The organism is Roseburia sp. AM16-25 (assembly GCF_003473825.1).
GTDB lineage: Bacteria > Bacillota > Clostridia > Lachnospirales > Lachnospiraceae > Pararoseburia > Pararoseburia lenta.
In genome coordinates this window covers 669,496-687,970 of record NZ_QUCW01000001.1, presented here as the reverse complement: position 1 = coordinate 687,970, position 18,475 = coordinate 669,496, and the positions used below count along the sequence as shown (strand labels likewise).

The 18,475-nt window shown below is 39.7% G+C and carries 26 protein-coding genes; 19 read left to right on the top strand and 7 right to left on the bottom strand.

Going from position 1 to position 18,475, the window contains the following annotated elements; translation table 11 throughout:
* Positions 1 to 4: 4 nt before the first annotated feature.
* From DW183_RS03435 to DW183_RS03415, 5 genes are read right to left on the bottom strand one after another with little or no spacing between them, the layout of a single operon-like run.
* Entirely contained in the window at positions 5 to 391 is a 387-nt protein-coding gene (locus DW183_RS03435; RefSeq protein ID WP_256386564.1) for a dCTP deaminase domain-containing protein, read from the bottom strand.
* 16 nt (positions 392 to 407) lie between these two features.
* Positions 408 to 1,187: an FAD-dependent thymidylate synthase gene (locus DW183_RS03430; protein WP_118045699.1), complete on the bottom strand. Its 780-nt coding sequence runs from the start codon at positions 1,185 to 1,187 to the stop codon at positions 408 to 410.
* Positions 1,174 to 1,500, bottom strand: coding sequence for a hypothetical protein (locus tag DW183_RS03425; protein WP_118198862.1), 327 nt, complete (start codon positions 1,498 to 1,500; stop codon positions 1,174 to 1,176). The genes DW183_RS03430 and DW183_RS03425 overlap by 14 nt, the downstream gene beginning before the upstream one ends.
* Before the next feature lie 29 nt (positions 1,501 to 1,529).
* Entirely contained in the window at positions 1,530 to 3,083 is a 1,554-nt protein-coding gene (locus DW183_RS03420) for a relaxase/mobilization nuclease domain-containing protein (protein WP_118280633.1), read from the bottom strand.
* The gene (locus tag DW183_RS03415) at positions 3,061 to 3,447 is read right to left on the bottom strand and encodes a plasmid mobilization protein (RefSeq protein WP_117814633.1); all 387 of its coding nucleotides are present in this window, start codon (positions 3,445 to 3,447) and stop codon (positions 3,061 to 3,063) included. The genes DW183_RS03420 and DW183_RS03415 overlap by 23 nt, the downstream gene beginning before the upstream one ends.
* A gap of 367 nt (positions 3,448 to 3,814) precedes the next feature.
* On the opposite strand from DW183_RS03415, the gene DW183_RS12510 reads away from it, so the two are divergent.
* The 18 genes from DW183_RS12510 to DW183_RS03325 all read left to right on the top strand — a co-directional run bounded on the left by DW183_RS12510 (position 3,815) and on the right by DW183_RS03325 (position 16,213).
* Positions 3,815 to 3,985: a hypothetical protein gene (locus DW183_RS12510; RefSeq protein ID WP_182438831.1), complete on the top strand. Its 171-nt coding sequence runs from the start codon at positions 3,815 to 3,817 to the stop codon at positions 3,983 to 3,985.
* A gap of 27 nt (positions 3,986 to 4,012) precedes the next feature.
* On the top strand, positions 4,013 to 4,255 hold the full coding sequence (locus DW183_RS03410; RefSeq protein ID WP_002596221.1) for a hypothetical protein: 243 nt from the start codon (positions 4,013 to 4,015) through the stop codon (positions 4,253 to 4,255).
* A 49-nt stretch (positions 4,256 to 4,304) separates the two neighbouring features.
* A complete protein-coding gene (locus tag DW183_RS12505; protein WP_173685342.1) occupies positions 4,305 to 4,451 on the top strand; it encodes a hypothetical protein in 147 nt (48 codons plus the stop codon).
* A 54-nt stretch (positions 4,452 to 4,505) separates the two neighbouring features.
* Entirely contained in the window at positions 4,506 to 4,736 is a 231-nt protein-coding gene (locus DW183_RS03405) for a hypothetical protein (RefSeq protein WP_118280632.1), read from the top strand.
* A 62-nt stretch (positions 4,737 to 4,798) separates the two neighbouring features.
* Positions 4,799 to 5,116: a hypothetical protein gene (locus DW183_RS03400; protein ID WP_005611085.1), complete on the top strand. Its 318-nt coding sequence runs from the start codon at positions 4,799 to 4,801 to the stop codon at positions 5,114 to 5,116.
* A 255-nt stretch (positions 5,117 to 5,371) separates the two neighbouring features.
* On the top strand, positions 5,372 to 5,548 hold the full coding sequence (locus DW183_RS03395; RefSeq protein ID WP_003864535.1) for a helix-turn-helix domain-containing protein: 177 nt from the start codon (positions 5,372 to 5,374) through the stop codon (positions 5,546 to 5,548).
* Between the two features lie 120 nt (positions 5,549 to 5,668).
* Positions 5,669 to 6,658: a helix-turn-helix domain-containing protein gene (locus tag DW183_RS03390; RefSeq protein WP_118280631.1), complete on the top strand. Its 990-nt coding sequence runs from the start codon at positions 5,669 to 5,671 to the stop codon at positions 6,656 to 6,658.
* Position 6,659: 1 nt separating this feature from the next.
* Positions 6,660 to 8,051 (top strand): tyrosine-type recombinase/integrase, encoded by a 1,392-nt coding sequence (locus DW183_RS03385; protein WP_172678862.1) that lies wholly within the window; start codon positions 6,660 to 6,662, stop codon positions 8,049 to 8,051.
* Positions 8,052 to 9,117: 1,066 nt separating this feature from the next.
* On the top strand, positions 9,118 to 9,639 hold the full coding sequence (locus DW183_RS03370) for an RNA polymerase sigma factor (RefSeq protein WP_243069503.1): 522 nt from the start codon (positions 9,118 to 9,120) through the stop codon (positions 9,637 to 9,639).
* Positions 9,617 to 10,351, top strand: a complete 735-nt coding sequence (locus DW183_RS03365) for a hypothetical protein (RefSeq protein WP_118280629.1) — start codon at positions 9,617 to 9,619, stop codon at positions 10,349 to 10,351. Before DW183_RS03370 ends, DW183_RS03365 begins: the two co-directional genes overlap by 23 nt.
* Complete coding sequence (locus DW183_RS03360) at positions 10,335 to 11,222, top strand: ABC transporter ATP-binding protein (protein WP_118280628.1); 888 nt, start codon at positions 10,335 to 10,337, stop codon at positions 11,220 to 11,222. Before DW183_RS03365 ends, DW183_RS03360 begins: the two co-directional genes overlap by 17 nt.
* Positions 11,209 to 12,420, top strand: a complete 1,212-nt coding sequence (locus DW183_RS03355; RefSeq protein WP_118280710.1) for an ABC transporter permease — start codon at positions 11,209 to 11,211, stop codon at positions 12,418 to 12,420. Before DW183_RS03360 ends, DW183_RS03355 begins: the two co-directional genes overlap by 14 nt.
* Complete coding sequence (locus tag DW183_RS12500) at positions 12,421 to 12,654, top strand: hypothetical protein (protein ID WP_199649397.1); 234 nt, start codon at positions 12,421 to 12,423, stop codon at positions 12,652 to 12,654.
* A gap of 35 nt (positions 12,655 to 12,689) precedes the next feature.
* A complete protein-coding gene (locus DW183_RS03345; protein ID WP_118280709.1) occupies positions 12,690 to 13,067 on the top strand; it encodes a DUF1848 family protein in 378 nt (125 codons plus the stop codon).
* Between the two features lie 112 nt (positions 13,068 to 13,179).
* Positions 13,180 to 15,063, top strand: a complete 1,884-nt coding sequence (locus tag DW183_RS03340) for a heavy metal translocating P-type ATPase (protein WP_199649395.1) — start codon at positions 13,180 to 13,182, stop codon at positions 15,061 to 15,063.
* Positions 15,060 to 15,266 carry a heavy-metal-associated domain-containing protein gene (locus DW183_RS03335; protein WP_118280627.1) on the top strand — a complete coding sequence of 69 codons (207 nt, stop codon included), beginning with the start codon at positions 15,060 to 15,062 and terminating at the stop codon, positions 15,264 to 15,266. Before DW183_RS03340 ends, DW183_RS03335 begins: the two co-directional genes overlap by 4 nt.
* 15 nt (positions 15,267 to 15,281) lie before the next feature.
* Positions 15,282 to 15,527 carry an iron-sulfur cluster repair di-iron protein, ric gene (locus DW183_RS03330; RefSeq protein ID WP_118280626.1) on the top strand — a complete coding sequence of 82 codons (246 nt, stop codon included), beginning with the start codon at positions 15,282 to 15,284 and terminating at the stop codon, positions 15,525 to 15,527.
* A complete protein-coding gene (locus DW183_RS03325) occupies positions 15,527 to 16,213 on the top strand; it encodes a Crp/Fnr family transcriptional regulator (protein WP_118280625.1) in 687 nt (228 codons plus the stop codon). Before DW183_RS03330 ends, DW183_RS03325 begins: the two co-directional genes overlap by 1 nt.
* Before the next feature lie 35 nt (positions 16,214 to 16,248).
* Here the strand turns inward: DW183_RS03325 and DW183_RS03320 are convergent, their stop codons facing one another.
* Positions 16,249 to 17,088, bottom strand: coding sequence for an aldo/keto reductase (locus tag DW183_RS03320; RefSeq protein WP_118280624.1), 840 nt, complete (start codon positions 17,086 to 17,088; stop codon positions 16,249 to 16,251).
* 191 nt (positions 17,089 to 17,279) lie between these two features.
* Between DW183_RS03320 and DW183_RS03315 the strand changes: the two genes are divergently transcribed.
* Positions 17,280 to 17,603, top strand: coding sequence for a LysR family transcriptional regulator (locus DW183_RS03315; RefSeq protein WP_147403363.1), 324 nt, complete (start codon positions 17,280 to 17,282; stop codon positions 17,601 to 17,603).
* Between the two features lie 68 nt (positions 17,604 to 17,671).
* On the opposite strand, the gene DW183_RS03310 is transcribed toward DW183_RS03315, so the two are convergent.
* Positions 17,672 to 18,406 (bottom strand): alpha/beta hydrolase, encoded by a 735-nt coding sequence (locus DW183_RS03310; protein ID WP_243069501.1) that lies wholly within the window; start codon positions 18,404 to 18,406, stop codon positions 17,672 to 17,674.
* Positions 18,407 to 18,475 lie beyond the last annotated feature (69 nt).

Genomic DNA, 18,475 nt, shown 5'->3' with positions numbered 1-18,475 from the left:
AGTATTATTCTCCTGTGCTTCCAAAAGCCCCAGTTCCTCGTTCTTCACCGAGATCCAGGACAAAGTCTGCGATCACAACCGGTGTGATCACCAGCTGACCGACGCGTGTGTCTTTATGAATGATCTGAGAAGATGTGCTCACGTTGCTGATAATGGCATGGATCTCACCACGGTAACCGGAGTCAATCGGTGGAAGTTCGCATACCAGTCCTTTTGCAGCCATGCTGCTTCGTGGAAAGACATATCCGGCAAATCCATCCGGGATGATGAGACCAAATCCAAGCGGAATTCTCGCAACTTTGCCTGGCTTTAATACGCAATCATAAGGCATGAATACATCCGCACCGGCATCATTTTCATGTGGCCGGAAGGGATGATGATCTGCTTTCAGACCAAAGTCAATCAGTTTAATCTTTATGGCTGCTCACCTCCTTCCTGATGAGCAATGGATAATCTGCTTTTAAGATATCTGACGGTATCCAAAACTTTGAAATAGGATTCTGGCAGGACATCTGTTTTTCCATGCAGCTTCCTCTCTGACAGAATGGACCGGTAAGATCCGGTGCAAAAAGGATTGGGCTCAATTTGTACAATCTTTGCCAGATCTGAAGCATCACAATCCTTGTTTCATCCGTATTTCTTCGGCAGGTTCTTTGGCCAATCATATGCTTCCACTGGTAAGGTGTCGCGCTGATGATCAGTACGTTTCGAAGTCCCTGAGGTGTGGCATATCCGGCTGAATCATGATCAATGCCTAAGGCACAAAGCTCTGCATAATGATCCAGATCTGACTGACAGCTTTTCTTGTAAATATCTTGGATTTCTTTATCTGCTTTCATGATTCCATATGGAATAGCAAATGCAGCATGACCGGAATAATTGCTGTACTGCAGAGATGCACTCATGTACTTTACTTCGTTCTGATGTCTTGTGATCTGTGCCAGGAAGCGTCTGCTTGCACCAACAACAGCTACGGTAATGACCATGAATTTCTGCACGGTTGGATGCGGAAGCCCTGCAATGTTTTCTACAGTCTTCTGACTGTAGGATTGACGGTAAAGATCCATCAGATCTGCCATGTTCTGGATCGTATGACCGTGTTGTGTGAGTCTGGCAGCAAAGACCATATTCTGTTCTGCTTCCCGGATTCCATAGCAGTTTAAGATAGCTGTTTCAATGTGATCCATAGGCCTGTTCCTCCTTTACCAGAGCTTTTAAAAGGATCAGATAATTGATGCAGTCTGTGATTTTTTCATCCCACTGTTCCATGTCAAAATGTAACAGAGTGGAATAACACATATCGTAAAGGGATACGACATGTTTCGACATCATACCGGCCAGTGCTGCTTTTGGATCGCAGTTCTGTAAAGTGGCAGCAATCTTGAATGCACTGAGACGGTCAATATTGTCACCGGTATATTCTTTCTTTTTATGTGCCAGAATATCGGCACACTTTCTCATCTGAAGTTCAAATACAACATTAAATTCTTCTTGTGTCATGTGATAGTTCCTCCTTTGTTTTGTGATGGTTATCGTTCGAGATCTTTTGTTTTTGATTTCACTGGTTCCGGAATCTGCATCTGAAGAATGGCATCAACATTCTGATCGGCAGTATCCAGATCTTTTAATTTTTCTTTTAAGCTACTTATTGCTTCTTCTTCGGAAGCTATCTGCTGTTGCAGTTTTTCTTTTTGCAAAGTCAAGGTTTTTAGGCTTGTCATCTTTCCATCCTGATAAAAGGATCTCAGCCAATTTCTGGCTTCTTCATATTTCTGAATTTCCTTGGCATGTTCTTTCCAGTACTTCCCTTTGTACTTAGCTTTTGAAAACTGGGAATAAACTTCCTTATTCGCATAGTACTGACCGGTATAACGGATCTGATCGTTGAGGATCCTTAGATCGGACCGATGCTGAGCAACCTGTGTCTGCATTTCTTTTAGTTCCTGCTTTGCTGCAAGCAGTGTATTTTTCAAATCTGACTGCGTATCAAATCCATGCTCCTGCACATAGATAATGGTATTTGCCATTTGCTGCAGGTTAGAAAGTTTTACCCGATGAGCATAAGCCGGGCTCTGCATTGCTTTCACATTTGTCTGGAGATTTACAACCAGGCGAAGGTGAGATCTGACGTAGAGAATGGTCAATGGATCCTTGCGTAAGAAGGTCTGTTCCAGGTGTTCTTTTCCATATCGTGTTCCCAGTGCACGTTCAGTAATCCGCTTCTGTCGATCAGGATGAAGATAGCTGTATCTGCCCCGATGATCAATCACAGAGATCTGAAATTGTTCCAGAAGTTTAGATTGGAATTCATCAAAACTATTGGATGTGGCAGCACATTCATCAATCGCATTTCGTAAATATTCTTTCTGTGTAAGGAACACGGTGGATGCTGGTTTGAGACTATCTTCGATGATTTTCTGATTGATCTCATTAAGTTTTTGTTGGCCGTGTTTCTGTGCCAGATACTCTTTCTGCGTGATTTTTCTTTCAGCCGGAGCAAGAAGATCTATCTGGTGAAGTCCTTCCTGTTGGCACCGATCCATGACAGTTTTCTTAAAAGTGCTCATGAATTTATCAGTGGAACGATGCTTGTAACCGGCGGCTTCCTCATGTGGTTTATCCATATATGACTGTCTTTCCACTGCAGTCTTTCGCACACTGTTGATAACGATGTGAGTATGGATATTTCCGGATTCATTGTGGCCATCGGTGTGAGTAACTATCAGTGCCTGATATCCGGGAAACATCTGCTTTGCAAGTTCCAAACTGATTGCCTGTGCTCTCTTTCCGGTAAGACCGTTTTCTGTAACATCGGCTGGATCGTAGCTGATAATGTAGTGATGGCTTTTGATGTCTTCACGTTTCTTATTCTTATGAAAATGAGCATTTGTCAGTTCGCATTCTTTGTCAAAAGACATCGGATCACAGTTCAGTCCATCCATATAAAACTCTTTTCGCAAGATGCTTCGACCGGATTCATCTACAATCTTTTTCCCGGTTTTTTCATCATGTTCAAACAGAAGGTAATTGATAGCAGCCGAGTAATTAGCATTTCTGCTTTTAATGTGTTTTAGGATTGCCATTCATACCACCTGCCAGTTTCAGTACTTCTTTTCTCAATAGGAATAAGTCCGTGATGCACTGATGGATTTCATTTTCTATAGCACGTGACTGACTGCCACCACTGTTAAAATGCTTGGCGATCTGATTGAGGTTCGATCCAATCTTTCCATATTCACTGACCAGTTTTCTGAGATCATTCATGTCTGCAACAACTTCAATTTGGTGATTGATTTGCTTTTCCAATAGAAGTTTCCTCAGATATTCTGATCGGCTAACAGATAAACAAGCAGCGCCTTGGTCTAATAAATCCAGTTCGACATCTGTAAGACGTAATCCTATAAAATGTCTGTGATTCAGTTCTTTATCTTTGTTTTTTGTTCTCATACTCCTCCTTTCGCTGAGACTATTCCTCCCGCCGGGAATCCACGTATTTCAATATCGGCTGTCCCTTCCGATATTAGAAATAGTGCTGTGAACACCTTTAGGTGGAACCAACAGACAAGTGAAACGTCTGTTATTGAGAGGGTATGGGGAGATCCCCATCAAGATAAATCCCATAGGAGAACAGGATGCCAAATGGCAATACTGTTAAACATGGGTGGATCTTGCTCTGTATGTGTACCCCTCTATATAACGAAACGCTCAGAGGCTGTTTTACAGTGGGGGAAAAGAAAAAATATCAAAAAAAATGATGATTAATGGTGAGCTTGTGATAGAATGAAAAAAAGAGAAAAGCATAAAGGATGTAGACATGGAAGATAATAAATCAATGACTGTCAAGAAAACGATAAAATCAGGAATAACTTTTGGAAGTGCATTAGCTATGGTTATTAGTTATACAACGTGGAAGTCTGTCGGCTGGGCGATTTTTCATGGATTACTTAGTTGGGTGTATGTCATATATTTCCTTTTGCGCTATTAAATTTGAATTTGCAAAGGAGGACTATGTATGCGTATATGGAAAGCAATATTCAGCGTATTAACTATTATTTTTGGCTCACTGGGACTGATAAACATAGTTTCTACTGATATAACACTGCCGATTATGTTTGTCTTTATGGGATTAACTATGTTGACAAATGCAAAGGAGTGTTATGATAAAGGTGCGAAGAAAGATGCTATGATATTTGCAGGCATAGCGATTTTTGTCTATGTAGTCACAGCATATAATCTGATAAGCAGATTTATGTAACTTCCAGCTTGTCGAGCTGGAAAATATGAATTTGAAAGGAGACATAACTATGAAAGAATATCAACATCTAATAGGTAAAATTATTATAGCGACTGCAATTATAGTTGCCGCAATTATTATAGCGGGTGCTATCGATAGAGCAGGAGCAAATATCCAAAGTGGTCTGGGGTATTTAAGAGATGCACTACTACGATAAATTTCTGTTTGTGGTGATATAGAAAAATCGAAATTTCATGGAGGTAAAATCATTATGAATAAAAGAACTGCGGGTGTAATGTTTTGTTTGATTGCAGGGGGACTGTTTGCAATAAGGTATATTGTAGCAGCTTTATTTATGTCAGGCGTTTCATCCTGGAACGCAATGATTTTTGCGGCGGGACTTGAATATCAGGGAAATGGACTGCTGATTTTCAGTATCATCAGTCTGGTGGTTGGCATTGTTTATCTTGTACGGGCAGAAATAGAAGATAAAAGAAAATAACAATTCTAGTTTTTGAAACTAAGAAATCGGAAGTTGTGAACTTAGAATTAGAGGTGTTGAAAATGAAAATAATAATTATATTTATTGATTTACTGATGGCAACTGTTCTCTTTTTTGTTGGAAGATTTTTTATCAAATCAAGGAATACAGAAAGAAGTGTGCTGTTTTTATCAGGAGATTATACTGGATTAAATACAGAGAAAATATGCAGAGTTACTGGAAAACGGATTAAGACATGGGCAATGCTCTTTTGTCTTGGCGGTATAATTGATTTTATCAAGCTGGGCGCAGGAATAATAATAGTTTCCGTTTTTTTTATTATCTTACTTGTATTTCATTTGGTTGATATGACTATAAATCGAGACAAGTACCGGGTATAAATTCCAGTTTGTTGAATTAAAAATGAAATAAAGTTCCAGTAATCATAGAGTGTATGGATTCAATTCCATATGCTCTTTTTCTTTACTTAATTTTATGAAAAATGTAAAAATCTAATGTTACGAGTTGCATTAAAGAAAACTCGTAAGAAAAAAGTAAAAAAATTTGCTTTTGACCACTGTAAAACATGCTCTGAGCGTTTCGTTATATGAAGGGATAATTTTTCTTTCATATTTCAAAGAAAAGAGGATAAAGAAATGTCAGAAAAAAGATGTTATACAGTTCAAGAGTTACAGGAAATCTTAGGAGTCAGCAGACCTACTATTTATAACCTTTTAAAGAAAAAGGAATTCCGGTGGATCCAGTTGGATGGCGGAAAGTATCGCATCTCTAAGAAGAGTTTCGATGACTGGCTCGATAACTTGGAACAATAAAAAACAGGGTGTTGATCAGGCAGATTTTGTCTGCAATCGACATCCTAAATTTTTATCTGGATTTGAGATATGATATAAGAAAAAACACTAACACTAAAAAAGACAGGAAGTGAAGAATAAATGGCAACAGCAATTATGAAACAAAAAGAAGTTCCGGAAATGGACGATGTTGAAGAGATCATTTCAAAGATATCAGAAGACAGTCCTTACAAACGGCGTCCGACACAAAAGAGAACCTGGATGACCGTGCCGGAAATGGGAAAGCTGCTGGGATTAAAAAAGACAGATCGATACTGGCTGGTGCATAAAAATGTTTTTGAATCTAAAGAGATTGCCGGAAAGATACGAATCAATATTGCCAGCTTTGAAAAATGGTACGCCAATCAGATTAAATACCATAAAGTTACCGGAGAAGAACCAGGGAAAGAATTGAAATCCTGGTCCTATTCCGTTAAGGAAGTTGCGGATCTGTTGGGTGTTGATGAGTATCTTGTTTATGATTTACTCAAGAAAAATCAAATGGAAGCTGTTATTGTCGATTACTGGAAACGAATACCAAAAGAATCTTTTCAGAACTGGTATAAAAGCCAGTCCCGGTATCGAACAAAGGAAGACAGAAAAAAAGACGCTCTTCTGGAAGATGCAACAATTACGATGCCTGAGATGGCACAGCTGCTTGGAACAACCAGAAGCGCAGTATATACAATTCTTGATAATCCAAAGTATAGTCATTTTTTTGAATTCATTGTGATTGCAGAAAAGAAAAGGATCACAAAAGAGAGTTTTCAAAAATTCCTGGAAGGTCAGGATCGGTATAAGCTGGATCCATCGAATGATTATGAAGAACTTGCACAGGAACAAAATATTGCCCTGGCTAATTTCCGGCGGAAGAAATTATCACAGACCGGAATACGAGGAAGCAATGGAAATATAAAGTATCTTACTTTTGATGAAGCTTCCTATCTGGCAAAGGTCAGCAGAAGCATGATCAACAAGTGGGCGGATAAAGGAAAGTTCACAGTAATAAAAGTTGGCAGTCGAGTTAGGATCCGTCGGGATGAATTTGAGGACTGGATGGAGCAAAGAGATTTGGAAAGGAGTATGCAATAATATGGCATCTATAAGAGAACGAAACGGAAAATTTAATGTAATCTATTCTTATACGAATGAAAAAGGTGAGAGGAAACAGAAGTGGGAAACCTATGAAACGAAAGCCGAAGCTAAAAGAAGAAAAAAAGAAATTGAATATAAAAAAGAGATGGGATCATTTGTCGTCCGTAAATGCAAAACACTGGACGAGCTTATTACAGAATATGTTGCACTTTATGGCAAAGAAAACTGGGCGCTTTCTACATATGAAGGAAATGTCTCTCTTATCAATAACTATATTCTTCCGATCATTGGTGATACGAAACTCTCAGAGATCAATACCCGTTTCATCGAAAGATATTATCAGAGTCTTTTGAAGAGACGTGCAGTTATCAATCCATTGAATAAAACCAGTCGAAATGAATTTGTATCTTCCAGTACGGTCAGGGATATTAATAAGCTGCTTAGAAACTGTTTTGAACAGGCAGTGAAATGGGAGTTGATGGAGAAGAATCCTTGCACCCATGCGACTGTACCAAAACATAAATCACAAAAAAGAGACATCTGGACAGCGGATACATTGATGTATGCGCTCAGTGTCTGTGAAGATGAACGATTAAAGCTCGCAATTAATCTATCTTTCTCATGTTCCCTGCGACTTGGTGAGCTGCTTGGTCTTACCTGGGATTGTGTAGATATTTCTCATGAGGCAATTGAAGAAAACCGTGCATATGTCTTCATCAACAAAGAATCACAGCGTATAAGAAAAGAATCTTTAAATGCATTGGATGGAAAAGATGTGTTGTTGGTATTTCCGACAAATCATAAGAAGAATTCTACGGTCCGTATTCTGAAAACACCGAAGACAGAAAGCAGTGTGCGTAAAATATTCTTACCGAAGAGTGTTGCTAATATGCTGGTAGACTGGAAAGCTGAGCAAGATGAAATGAAAGAAATTCTTGGTGATGAATATATGGACTATAACCTGGTTATGGCAAGTACCTTTGGGCTTCCTCTCGGAGATGGAGCAATCCGTGGTCCTTTAAAAAAACTGATCGAGGACTATAATCTCCCACCGGTTGTATTTCACAGTTTTCGTCATAGCAGCGTTACTTATAAGCTGAAATTGAATGGTGGAGACATCAAGGCGGTACAGGGTGATTCCGGCCATGCTCAGGTCAATATGGTTACGGATGTGTACTCTCATATTCTGGATGATGACCGAAGGAAAAATGCAGAGCTTTTTGAAGAAGCGTTTTATGAGAAAAAGAATCTGGATCCACAGATGCATGTACAGCAGGAAAATAATAATGCAACTGTTGCTGATGAAGTCGATCCGGAACTTCTGGCAAAAGTGTTGGCAAATCCAGAGATGCGGGCATTGCTCAATTCACTGGCGAAGACGATGAAGTAATTAGTCTATCTCCATCATATCTATTGGAATCTCCATCATTTGATGATGGAATGATGGAGATTCAGTTACAAAAAAGGTTACAGATATTTTTACTGAATAAAATTTGCCAGTCAAAAACGCATGGACAAACCGTCTCGTATGCGTTATATTATTTATAGACAAGAAAATATCTTGTGCTTTCGATAGGAAGTTTAATTGAATACTGTTTACCATGATCGAACGTACGAAGCATGGTGGTCATATAACAGATGTCGATGGTAATATCAAGGCATTCCCCAATTATTAGCTGGAGCAAACAATCAGCTAACTTTCAGAGCTTTACAGAGCTTGACAGAGGGGGTATTCAGAATAACTCGAATTGAATCGGAAACAGTTTTATATAGTATCCCACTTGGGTTTACCTTACCTCAGATTGACAGAGAGTGACAATAGGTTGGAGCTCTCCTAAGCGCTAGTTGTGGGTTCGATTCCCGCAGGGAACATTTGCGAAAGTTATAATCCATGAAAAATAGAGGTAATACGGACTGCACGAGTTTACTCGCAGTCAGAACGTATTATCTCTATTTTTATAGGGTGACATCCCGCAACGAAGAAAGAAAAGATAGAAAATGTATCGGAAGAAACCATTTGTGTGTTATGCAGACGATGGTATGATATTGACAATTTTCTATTTATGGTATATCCAGAAATACCTTACAGTATGGGTAATTCTGTGCATGGTAATAGGAATTCTGATAGGAAAAATTCTCCTGGCGATACCAGAAGTGTTAGGAAAAATGGAGATTGCAGGAATATCCATACCGATTGCGATTTTAATCTGGGTTATGATATATCCGATGATGCTAAGATGATAAGTTTGAGTGTAGTTGGGGCTATTGGCTCAGGTAGTTATAATAATGAAATATGTTTGAGATTGTTCATATAACTCGAAAATAAAAAACTTGGTTTTGGACTATCTTTTTATAGTTTTCAATCGTTATACCTAATAGAACGGGATAAATATTTTGAACTTCTAATAATGAGAAAGGGGGATTTTGTGTATAATGATTTTCTACTAATCAGGAAAATGAAGCAAGGTGATGATAATGCTTTTGATTTATTTGTCCACAAGTATTATCAAGAAATTTTAAGCTACTGTCATCATCATTGTTTCGATAAAACGTATGCAGAAGATTTAACGCAGGAAACCTTTATACGTTTTTTTTCAAGATTACCCGACTATCATTATAGAGGAAAAACATTGAATTACTTATATACGATAGCAGGTAATCTGTGCAAAGATTATTTGAAAAAAACAAAAGAAATACTGTTGGAAGAAAATGAGTCTCTGGAAGAAAACCAGGCAGAAGAAAATCAAACGGAACAAATTTTGAATAGAGTTTTGATAGAACAGGTTTTAGGACAACTTCCAGACGAATCAAGAGAAGTGCTTACACTTTATTATTTTCAAGAACTAAAACTGACAGAAATTTCGGGTAAATGGCAAATCGGACTACCACTGGTAAAGTATCGTTTGCAAAAAGCAAGGAGACAGTTGAAAGAACTTCTTGGAAAGGAGGAATTTCATGAATCAGAAAGAAAAGATTGAAGCAAGCGAAGAAAAAATACAGGAAACCATTTTTAAATCTAAAAATGCCTTTTTTATGGCAGAGCAAGAACGAATGCTTTCTTATCATGATTTTTTGTGGACACAGCTTCGTGTGATACAAAAAAGGTGGTGGGTTCTTCAATTTATGATTTTAGTGGCATTATGGATTGCTTTAAGTTCTATTCATGATGAAATATATCTAAAAAGAAGTATGGGTGTTGTAGCTACGCTATTTGTAATCCTTATTATTCCGGAACTGTGGAAAAACAGATCATGTGAATGTATGGAAATAGAAGCTGCTTCCTATTATTCATTAAAACAGGTATATGCTACACGTATGCTGTTATTTGGTATTACAGATATTTTTTTCATAACTGTATTTTTAGGAGTCGCTTCAGCAGGTTTGCATTATGAATTATCAGAATTAGTTGTCCAATTTCTTTTTCCGCTTTGTGTAACGGCCTGTATCTGTTTTGGAATTTTATGCAGTAAACACGCTTTCAGTGAAACAGTTGCGATTGTTCTGTGTGTGATATGGAGTGCGGTATGGCTTTTTATTGTTTTGAATGAAAATGTATATATCATGGTTACTGTTCCCATCTGGTCAGCACTGCTGGGTGCAACAATACTTTTTATTGCTTTTGCGATCTATCGTATTTTAAAGAATTGTGATCAATATTTGGAGGTGTCGTTTGATGAAATTAGAGCTTGATGGTTTAACAAAAGAATTTGGAGATTTTACAGCAGTCAATCATATAAATCTTACTATGACAAATGGGGTATATGGTCTTTTAGGTGTAAATGGAGCAGGTAAAACAACTCTAATGAGAATGTTGTGTACCCTTTTAAAGCCAACAAGCGGAACGATATGCTGTAATGGAAAAGATATTTTCAGCATGGACAGTGAATATCGCAAGCTGTTGGGATATTTACCACAGGATTTTGGATTTTATCCTGAATTTACGGTAGAGGATTATTTACTTTACATTGCTGCATTGAAAGGAATCCGTCCTGTTGTCGCAAAAAAACGTGTGAAAGAGTTGATTGCTAAGGTTGGTCTTTCAAAAGCAGCTCATAAAAAAATGAAAAAATTATCTGGTGGTATGAAGCGTAGAGCCGGAATTGCACAGGCTATGTTGAATGATCCTAAGATTTTAATACTTGATGAACCAACAGCAGGACTTGATCCAAATGAAAGAATCCGATTTCGCAATCTGATTAGCGAACTTTCAGAAGACAGACTGGTGTTATTATCGACACATATCGTTTCAGATATCGAGTATATTGCGAATGAAATCTGGTTGATGAAAGACGGGGAAATTCTGCATAAAGGAAGTATTGACGAACTGATAAATTCTATGACAGAAACAGTATGGGAATGTCTTGTGCCGAAAAACAGGGTATCTGATTTTATGGAAAAATATAAAATTTCCAATATGAAATCAGAAATAAATCAGGTTATGCTGCGAATTATTTCTCACGAAAAACCGGTTGAGAATGCAATGCGTGTAGAAGCGTCACTGGAAGATGTATTTTTATATTATTTTGGAGAGAAAGCAGGTGATGAAAATGCTGCGTTATGAAATCAAAAAAGTGTTTTCTAAATCAAAAAATAGAATTGCTGTCATAGTGTTATTCGTAATACTTGCGATAACCAGTATATTAACGATTAACAGAGTGGAGTATGTTGATGAAAATGGGAATTCTTCTGTTGGAATTTCGGCTGCAAGAGATTTAAGAGAAGCCAAAAACCAATGGGCAGGTTATTTGACAGCAGATACATTAAGCAAGGCATTGGAAGAGAACAAGACAATTAACAGTTCGAAAGAGGCATTGTCGGATGACATTACAGAACAAAATAAGGCATATGCAAAAAAGCAAGGCATAGCAGGTATTATGGATGTCATTATTAATGCTTTCAGCGATTACAGAGATTATAATTATTATGTAACGGATCAGATTTCTAATGATGAAGTTGGAACAATCTATGAAAGAAGAATTTCTACTTTAAAAAATTGGCTTGAATCTGGAGAAGAAAGATTTACACAGGCAGAAAAAGATTTTATGATTCAGAAATATAAAGAACTGAAAACTCCATTTTACTATGAATATATGGACGGTTGGGCTGCATTACTACAAAATATATCAACCTTTATTCTGATGCTGGCATTAGTGATCGGTTTTCTGGTATCCGGGATATTTTCAGATGAATTTCAGACAAAAGCAGATTCCATTTTTTTCTCTGCACGATTTGGAAGAAGCAAGGGGATTTCCGCAAAGGTAGGAGCAGGTTTTTGTATTGCTACGGGATTTTATCTGATGTTTGTATTTCTATATACGTTTATTGTACTTTTTATATTAGGTGCAGACGGTGCAAACTGTCCAATCCAGTTGGATTTGTGGAGAAGTGTTTATAATATTACTTTTTTACAGGCATATCTGTTTATTGTTCTGGGTGGATATATAGGAACGATATTTGCAGCTACACTCGGAATGTTGGCATCAGCGTTTACACACTCTACGCCAACTGCCGTTATTGTACCATTCATTGTGCTATGTGCATTTCCATTTTTAAGCAGAATTATTACATTGCCTGGATTATGCTCTTTCTTTCCAGACCAGTTATTAGAAATTTATTTGGATATCAAAGAAGCTGGACTTATAACATTGGGAAGTAAAGTAACCACAATAGCAACTGTTATTGTTCCTGTATATGCAGTGGTATGCTTGATTTTTCAACCGATACTGTACAGGGTATACCAAAAGGTGGAGATAAAATAATTGAAACGATATAAAAGACAAAGAAGATTTAAAGTTAAAAAACTTTTTATCCTGTTATTTATAGTAATGTTATGTGCGATGGCGGGAAAGATTCCTCATTCATCTTTTACTGTATTGCATATATTAAGTGTCGATTGCAATCCTCAAATTATTAATAAAGAATCATTTGAAAAAGATCCAGATAGTATTACATCATCGTTGAAAAAATTAGAATCAGTGGCTGAATCACAATAGGAAAAGCATTGATTGAGATTGCTGCAAAATATGGAATGACAGTAAGACCATGTGCGGAGGGAAATGACCTGACTGTATATGGTGCGGACTGTTCAGGATGTATGACGGTGGAAACATTTGAAAAGGCGCTTCACAACAGGTTGATTGTTCCAAAGCAAAAGACAAACCAAAGGAATGGTGCCTGTGCCTGTGTGCTTGGGGTAGACATAGGTGCTTATGATACATGTGGGCATTTATGTAAATATTGTTATGCCAATACAGATACAGCCTTAGTGCGGGAGAATATGAAAAAACATAATCCAAAATCTCCATTTCTGTTAGGAGAAAGTATGCCAGAAGATGTCATACATGAAGCGGTACAAAAGACTTGGATCGACAGGCAACTTCAATTTGATTTTAGCACAAAAAAATAATCAGCGTGAGCAGGATGTTGAAACTAGAAAAAGAGTTGTAAAAACTTGACGCCCATCAAGTATTTTTACAACTCTTTTGTGTTATACTGCGAAAAGGAAGCGGGGTGACATTTTGAATAAATTGAATTTATGGCTAAAACGCCACTTTTTGCAGTTCTTGTGGGCTGCCGGCATTTTAAACCTTCTTGCTATTGTCTTTTCACATATGGAAAGTTTTGAAATGCTTGCAAATGTACTTTTTCTGATCGCATTTGCCCTGTCCGGTCTGCCTATCCTCTTTCGAGCCATACAGGCACTGCGGTTTAAGACGGTAAGCATTGAACTTTTGGTATCCATTGCCGCCATTGGCGCATGCCTGATCGGAGAATTTAACGAATCAGCGATTGTTACATTTTTATTCCAACTGGGATCATTCCTGGAACAAAAGACCATGAAAAAGACGCGGTCTGCGATCAAGGCTTTGACAGAAATGGCGCCACAGACGGCATACAAGATCCTTTCTGCGCAGGAAGACGGTGGATTTGAAATCGAGGAAATTGAAGCAGATGAGGTGGAGATCGGCGACCTTCTACTGGTAAAAGCCGGAAACCAGATAGCATCTGATGGTATCGTGATCAAAGGGCAGGGCTATGCCATGGAAGCAAGCATTACCGGTGAATCTTTGCCAAAGAAAAAGAAAGTCGGAGACTTTGTCTATGCTGGAACCATCTTAGACAGTGGCATTTTGCAGATGCAGGCAACGAAGGTGGGCGAGGATACGACCTTTGCTAAGATCATTGCACTGGTTGAGGAAGCGCAGGATGCAAAATCTCCGGCAGAGCGCTTCATTGATAAATTTGCAAAATACTATACACCGGCAGTCATTGTCATTGCCATTCTGGTGTTTATTCTTACCCGAAATGTGGACACTGCCATAACGGTTTTGGTGCTTGCCTGTCCGGGAGCCCTTGTGATCGGCGCGCCGATCGCCAACGTTGCCGGTATCGGACGTGGTGCCCAGAATGATATTTTGTTAAAGGGTGGTGACAGCATCGACCGGTTTTCAAAAACAGATACCATTGTTTTTGATAAGACGGGAACCCTGACCGAGGGGCTGCCAAGAGTCTGTTTGCAAAAGGATTTTACAGACCAGCCGGCGGAAGTTCTGGCACTTGTGGCAAGTGCAGAAAAGGCAAGTGACCATCCTTTGGCGCAGGCGATTATCCGCTATGCAGGTGATCTTCCGTCTTATGAAGTAGAATCGGTAGAGACCATAAAAGGTCTTGGAATAAAGGCAGAAGTCGGCGGCAGATCGATCTTGATCGGAAATCAGAAGTTGATGGAAGAGGAAAAGGTCGGCTTGCCGGAGGGCTTGGCACAGGCGGTTACAGAAGCACAAAATAGTGGATCATCTATTGTGTTGATCGCACTTGCAGGTCAGGTTCAAATGCTTCTTGGCATCGCCGATCAGATCAAAGAAGATGCTGTTGAAAGCATCCGCGCCTTAAAGGCTATGGGGATCAAAGATCTGATCATGCTGACCGGAGACAATGCAGGAACGGCTGCTGCGGTTGCAGGGCAGATCGGGATCACGGACTACAAGGCAGACCTCTTACCGGAGGACAAATTGACGGTCATCCGCCAGTTGCAGGACAGTGGAAAAGTTGTCACCTTTGTTGGAGATGGGATCAATGACAGCCCGGCGCTGGCTGCTGCGGACACAGGGATTGCCATGGGTTCCGGTACGGATGTGGCGATTGACAATTCGGACGTTGTTCTGATAAAGTCTGACCTAAGGAGTCTGGTCAGATCCCTTGGTCTGGCAAAAAAGACGGTTCGCGTTTTGTATGAAAATATAGCGATCGCAGTCGGAACTGTGATCTTGCTCTTGCTGGGCTTGTTTGCCGGCTATATTCACATGTCAATCGGTATGCTGATCCACGAAGCAAGTATTTTACTGGTTATTTTTAATGCGATGCGATTATTGATCCCATCCAGGAAAGGAGTTTCGATATGAAGAAAACAATCCAAATGGAAGAACTGGTCTGTCCTATGTGTGCGCAAAAGATTGAGACCGCATTACAAAAAGTAGATGGCGTGACCAGCGCAAGCGTTTTATACAACGCAAGTAAGGCAAAAGTTGACTTTGACGAGGAAAAGACCAGTCTGGATGAACTGAAAAATGTCATCACCGGTCTGGGATATGTTGTAATTAAATAAAAAGGAGATATTATCATGAATAAGGAAATTATTGAAAACTTAGACAAAATTCTACCGGTTGTGGAGCGCGTACACGGAGAGCATCATCCGGAACTGCATCAGGTAGCAGAACTTTATACAGAGTTAAAGGAAGCGCCTTCCAGAGATATTTTTGCAAAATTGGAGGAAACGACCGGAAATTACGCGGTGCCGGACGACGCTTGTCCGACCTATGCCAAGACTTATGAGTTACTGGAGACATTAGACAGGGAGTTTGCATAATGGAATGTTGCTGTTGTGACGAAAAAGAGCCATGTACTGCCAAGATCTCGATCTTTCAACAACTGGATCGTGCCAGTCAGGAGGAGATTAGCAATATTGCGACGCATAGGGAGATCAAAAAAGGGCAGATGCTCTTTACGCCGGACGACAATCACGGACTTTATCTGATCTCCAGTGGACGAGTTAAGGTCTATGAAATCACGGCATCCGGCAAGGAATATCTTTTACAGGTACTTCTTGCCGGCGATTTCGTCGGAGAGGAAGCCCTCTTTAGTAAAGAGCAGACTTATACCTATGGGGAGGCTTTGTCGGATGGCAGGGTCTGCTTTATCGACCGGGCGGATTTTATGGATCTGCTCACCAAGCATCCTTCCATCAGTCTGAAACTTTTAGAGGAATTTAGCAAAAGAATGCGTCATAATGCCCACCAGATCGCGACAAATGCAGAACCGGTGCAGGCGCGTTTAGCAGAATATCTCTTAAATCTTTCGGTAGCACAGGACAGTGATAGTTTTGAAATTCCTTTGCAACTCAAGGAATTATCCTCTTATCTGGGTACGACACCGGAAACACTTTCCAGAAAACTGCGGGCGTTAGAAAAACAGGAAATCATAAGACGCCAGCGTCGGACGATCACCATTCTAAAAAAGCAGAAATTAAAAACAGATGCTACCTCAATCGGTTAAGATGGCATCTGTTTTTGTATAATAGAAAATTTACATTACAGGATAGACATGAACCATTCTACGGTCTTTGGGTCATAGTGGGAGAAGAAAAGACTTTGACCCCCATCCAGAGCCTCAATGGCAGCCATATCTTCCGGTGAAAGTGTAAAATCAAAAAGATCGAAGTTTTGCTGCATACGATCTTTATTCACAGACTTTGGAATGATAACGACGTCGCTCTGCAAGAGGAAACGAAGTGCTGTCTGGGCAGCCGTTTTTCCATATTTTTCACCGATCTTGGTAATAACCGGATTGGTAAATATATCATTTTTACCCTCAGCAAATGGTCCCCAGGACTCGATCTGACAACCATACTTCTGCAAATATTCCTTGGCAACTTTTTGCTGCTGGAATACATGGGTCTCCACCTGGTTGACGGCTGGCTTGATATTTGCAAAATGCTCGATATCTAAGTAGCGGTCCGGTTCGAAGTTGGAAACACCGATGGCACGGATCTTGCCTGCCTCATAAAATTCTTCCATAGCGCGATAGGTTCCATAGTAATCACCAAAAGGTTGGTGGATCAGAAGCAGATCCAGGTAGTCTGTGCCAAGTTTTTGCATGGAATCCTCAATGGAAGCCTTTGCTTTTTCGTAGCCGGTATTTGTGATCCATACTTTGGTAGTGAGGAAAAATTCCTCTCTTGGAAGCCCACATTCGGCAAGTGCCTGACCAACACCTTCTTCGTTTCCATAAGCCTGTGCGGTATCGATGCTGCGATAGCCGACCTCAATCGCATCCAGTACGCAACGTTTGGTATCTTCCGGCGGTGTCTGATATACGCCATATCCAAGTTTTGGCATTTTAATGCCGTTATTCAATGTTACATATTCCATGGTATTTGCCTCCTGTGTGAAATCTGAAAATATTTTATAATCTAACTTTACGTTGGATTTATAAGAAAGTACACTATCAATATAGAAATATAGATTTCATAAAATGAAAACTAAAATGGAGAGAAAATATGCTGGATCTGGAAGAATTAGAATATTTTGTTGCTTTTGCAGAGTGCGGAACCTTAGCCTAGGTGGCAGAAAAGTATCATATTTCAACCCCTTCTATGACACGCTCCATGCAAAATCTGGAGAAATGTTTCGGGGTTAAACTTTTTGAACGCCAGAGAAATAAAATGACGCTGAATGAAACAGGGCAGTTTGCCTTGGTCTATGCGAAAAAACTTTTGGAGGAAGCAGACCGGACGTTGATGCAGGTGCGGGCATTTGATGAGAGAAACCATACGATCGTTGTAAAGTCCTGCGCTCCGGCACCTCTGTGGGAGTCCATAAAAAAGATTGTGACAAGGCATCCAAATTTCTGGTACAGACCGCCTCATCCTGTCAATCGCAGATGAGGATGCCAATATCTGTTTCTTTCTATATATGAAAACTAACTATAGGTAGACGTACCGTTCCGGTCGTCCTATAAGATCAGAAAATGCCGCAGGTCAAATGCGCGGATATCCGGATCGGCAAAATGTTCCAAATAGCGTTTTTCATACTTTTGCCCCATTTTCATGGCATAGAAAACATGGATGGTTGTTCCGGGTACGCGGATATGGTCGCCGACTTTGGTATAAAGATCCGTGTAGAACTGATTTTTGACCGATTCTTTGGATATAAAGGAGAAGTCTCTGTCGGTGCCGATTCCCATAAAAGCCATAAATTTTTTGGCATATTCTGCTTGCTCATCATTGGCAGCAAGCATTTTGTCCATGCGCTTTTTCATGAATTTGCCCGGATGTCCTGTCATGACAGGATAAATGAGAGGCAGCATAAGGGATGTCTCCAGATAGGCGAGCCACTTTGGCGCCTGGTCCATGTCGCTGGAGCCGATGATGGCATGATCGATATGGATCTTTTGCCTGTCTACCAGCAGGGATACAAAGGATCCGCCCAGTGAGCAGCCGTATGCGGCAAAGAGTTTGCCATCCAGATTTTCTTCTATATAATCTTCGATCTTAGCGACTTCATCCAATTCTGAGATGAAAGTTGTCTTTTCCGTCTCGTCAAATCCGCTATAACTGACAACCAGCGTGTAAAAATGTTCTTCCAAGGGTTTTATGACATGACCGAAATTATTTTTCCAGTAACAGCAGGTTCCCGGAAACAATATGATGGTCGGTTTTTCCTTATCTCCAAATGTATATACTTTCATATGATAAATCTCCCTTTGCGTGTTAGTTTATACTAACCTAATAGTAGCACCGTGGGATTTTTCTGTCAA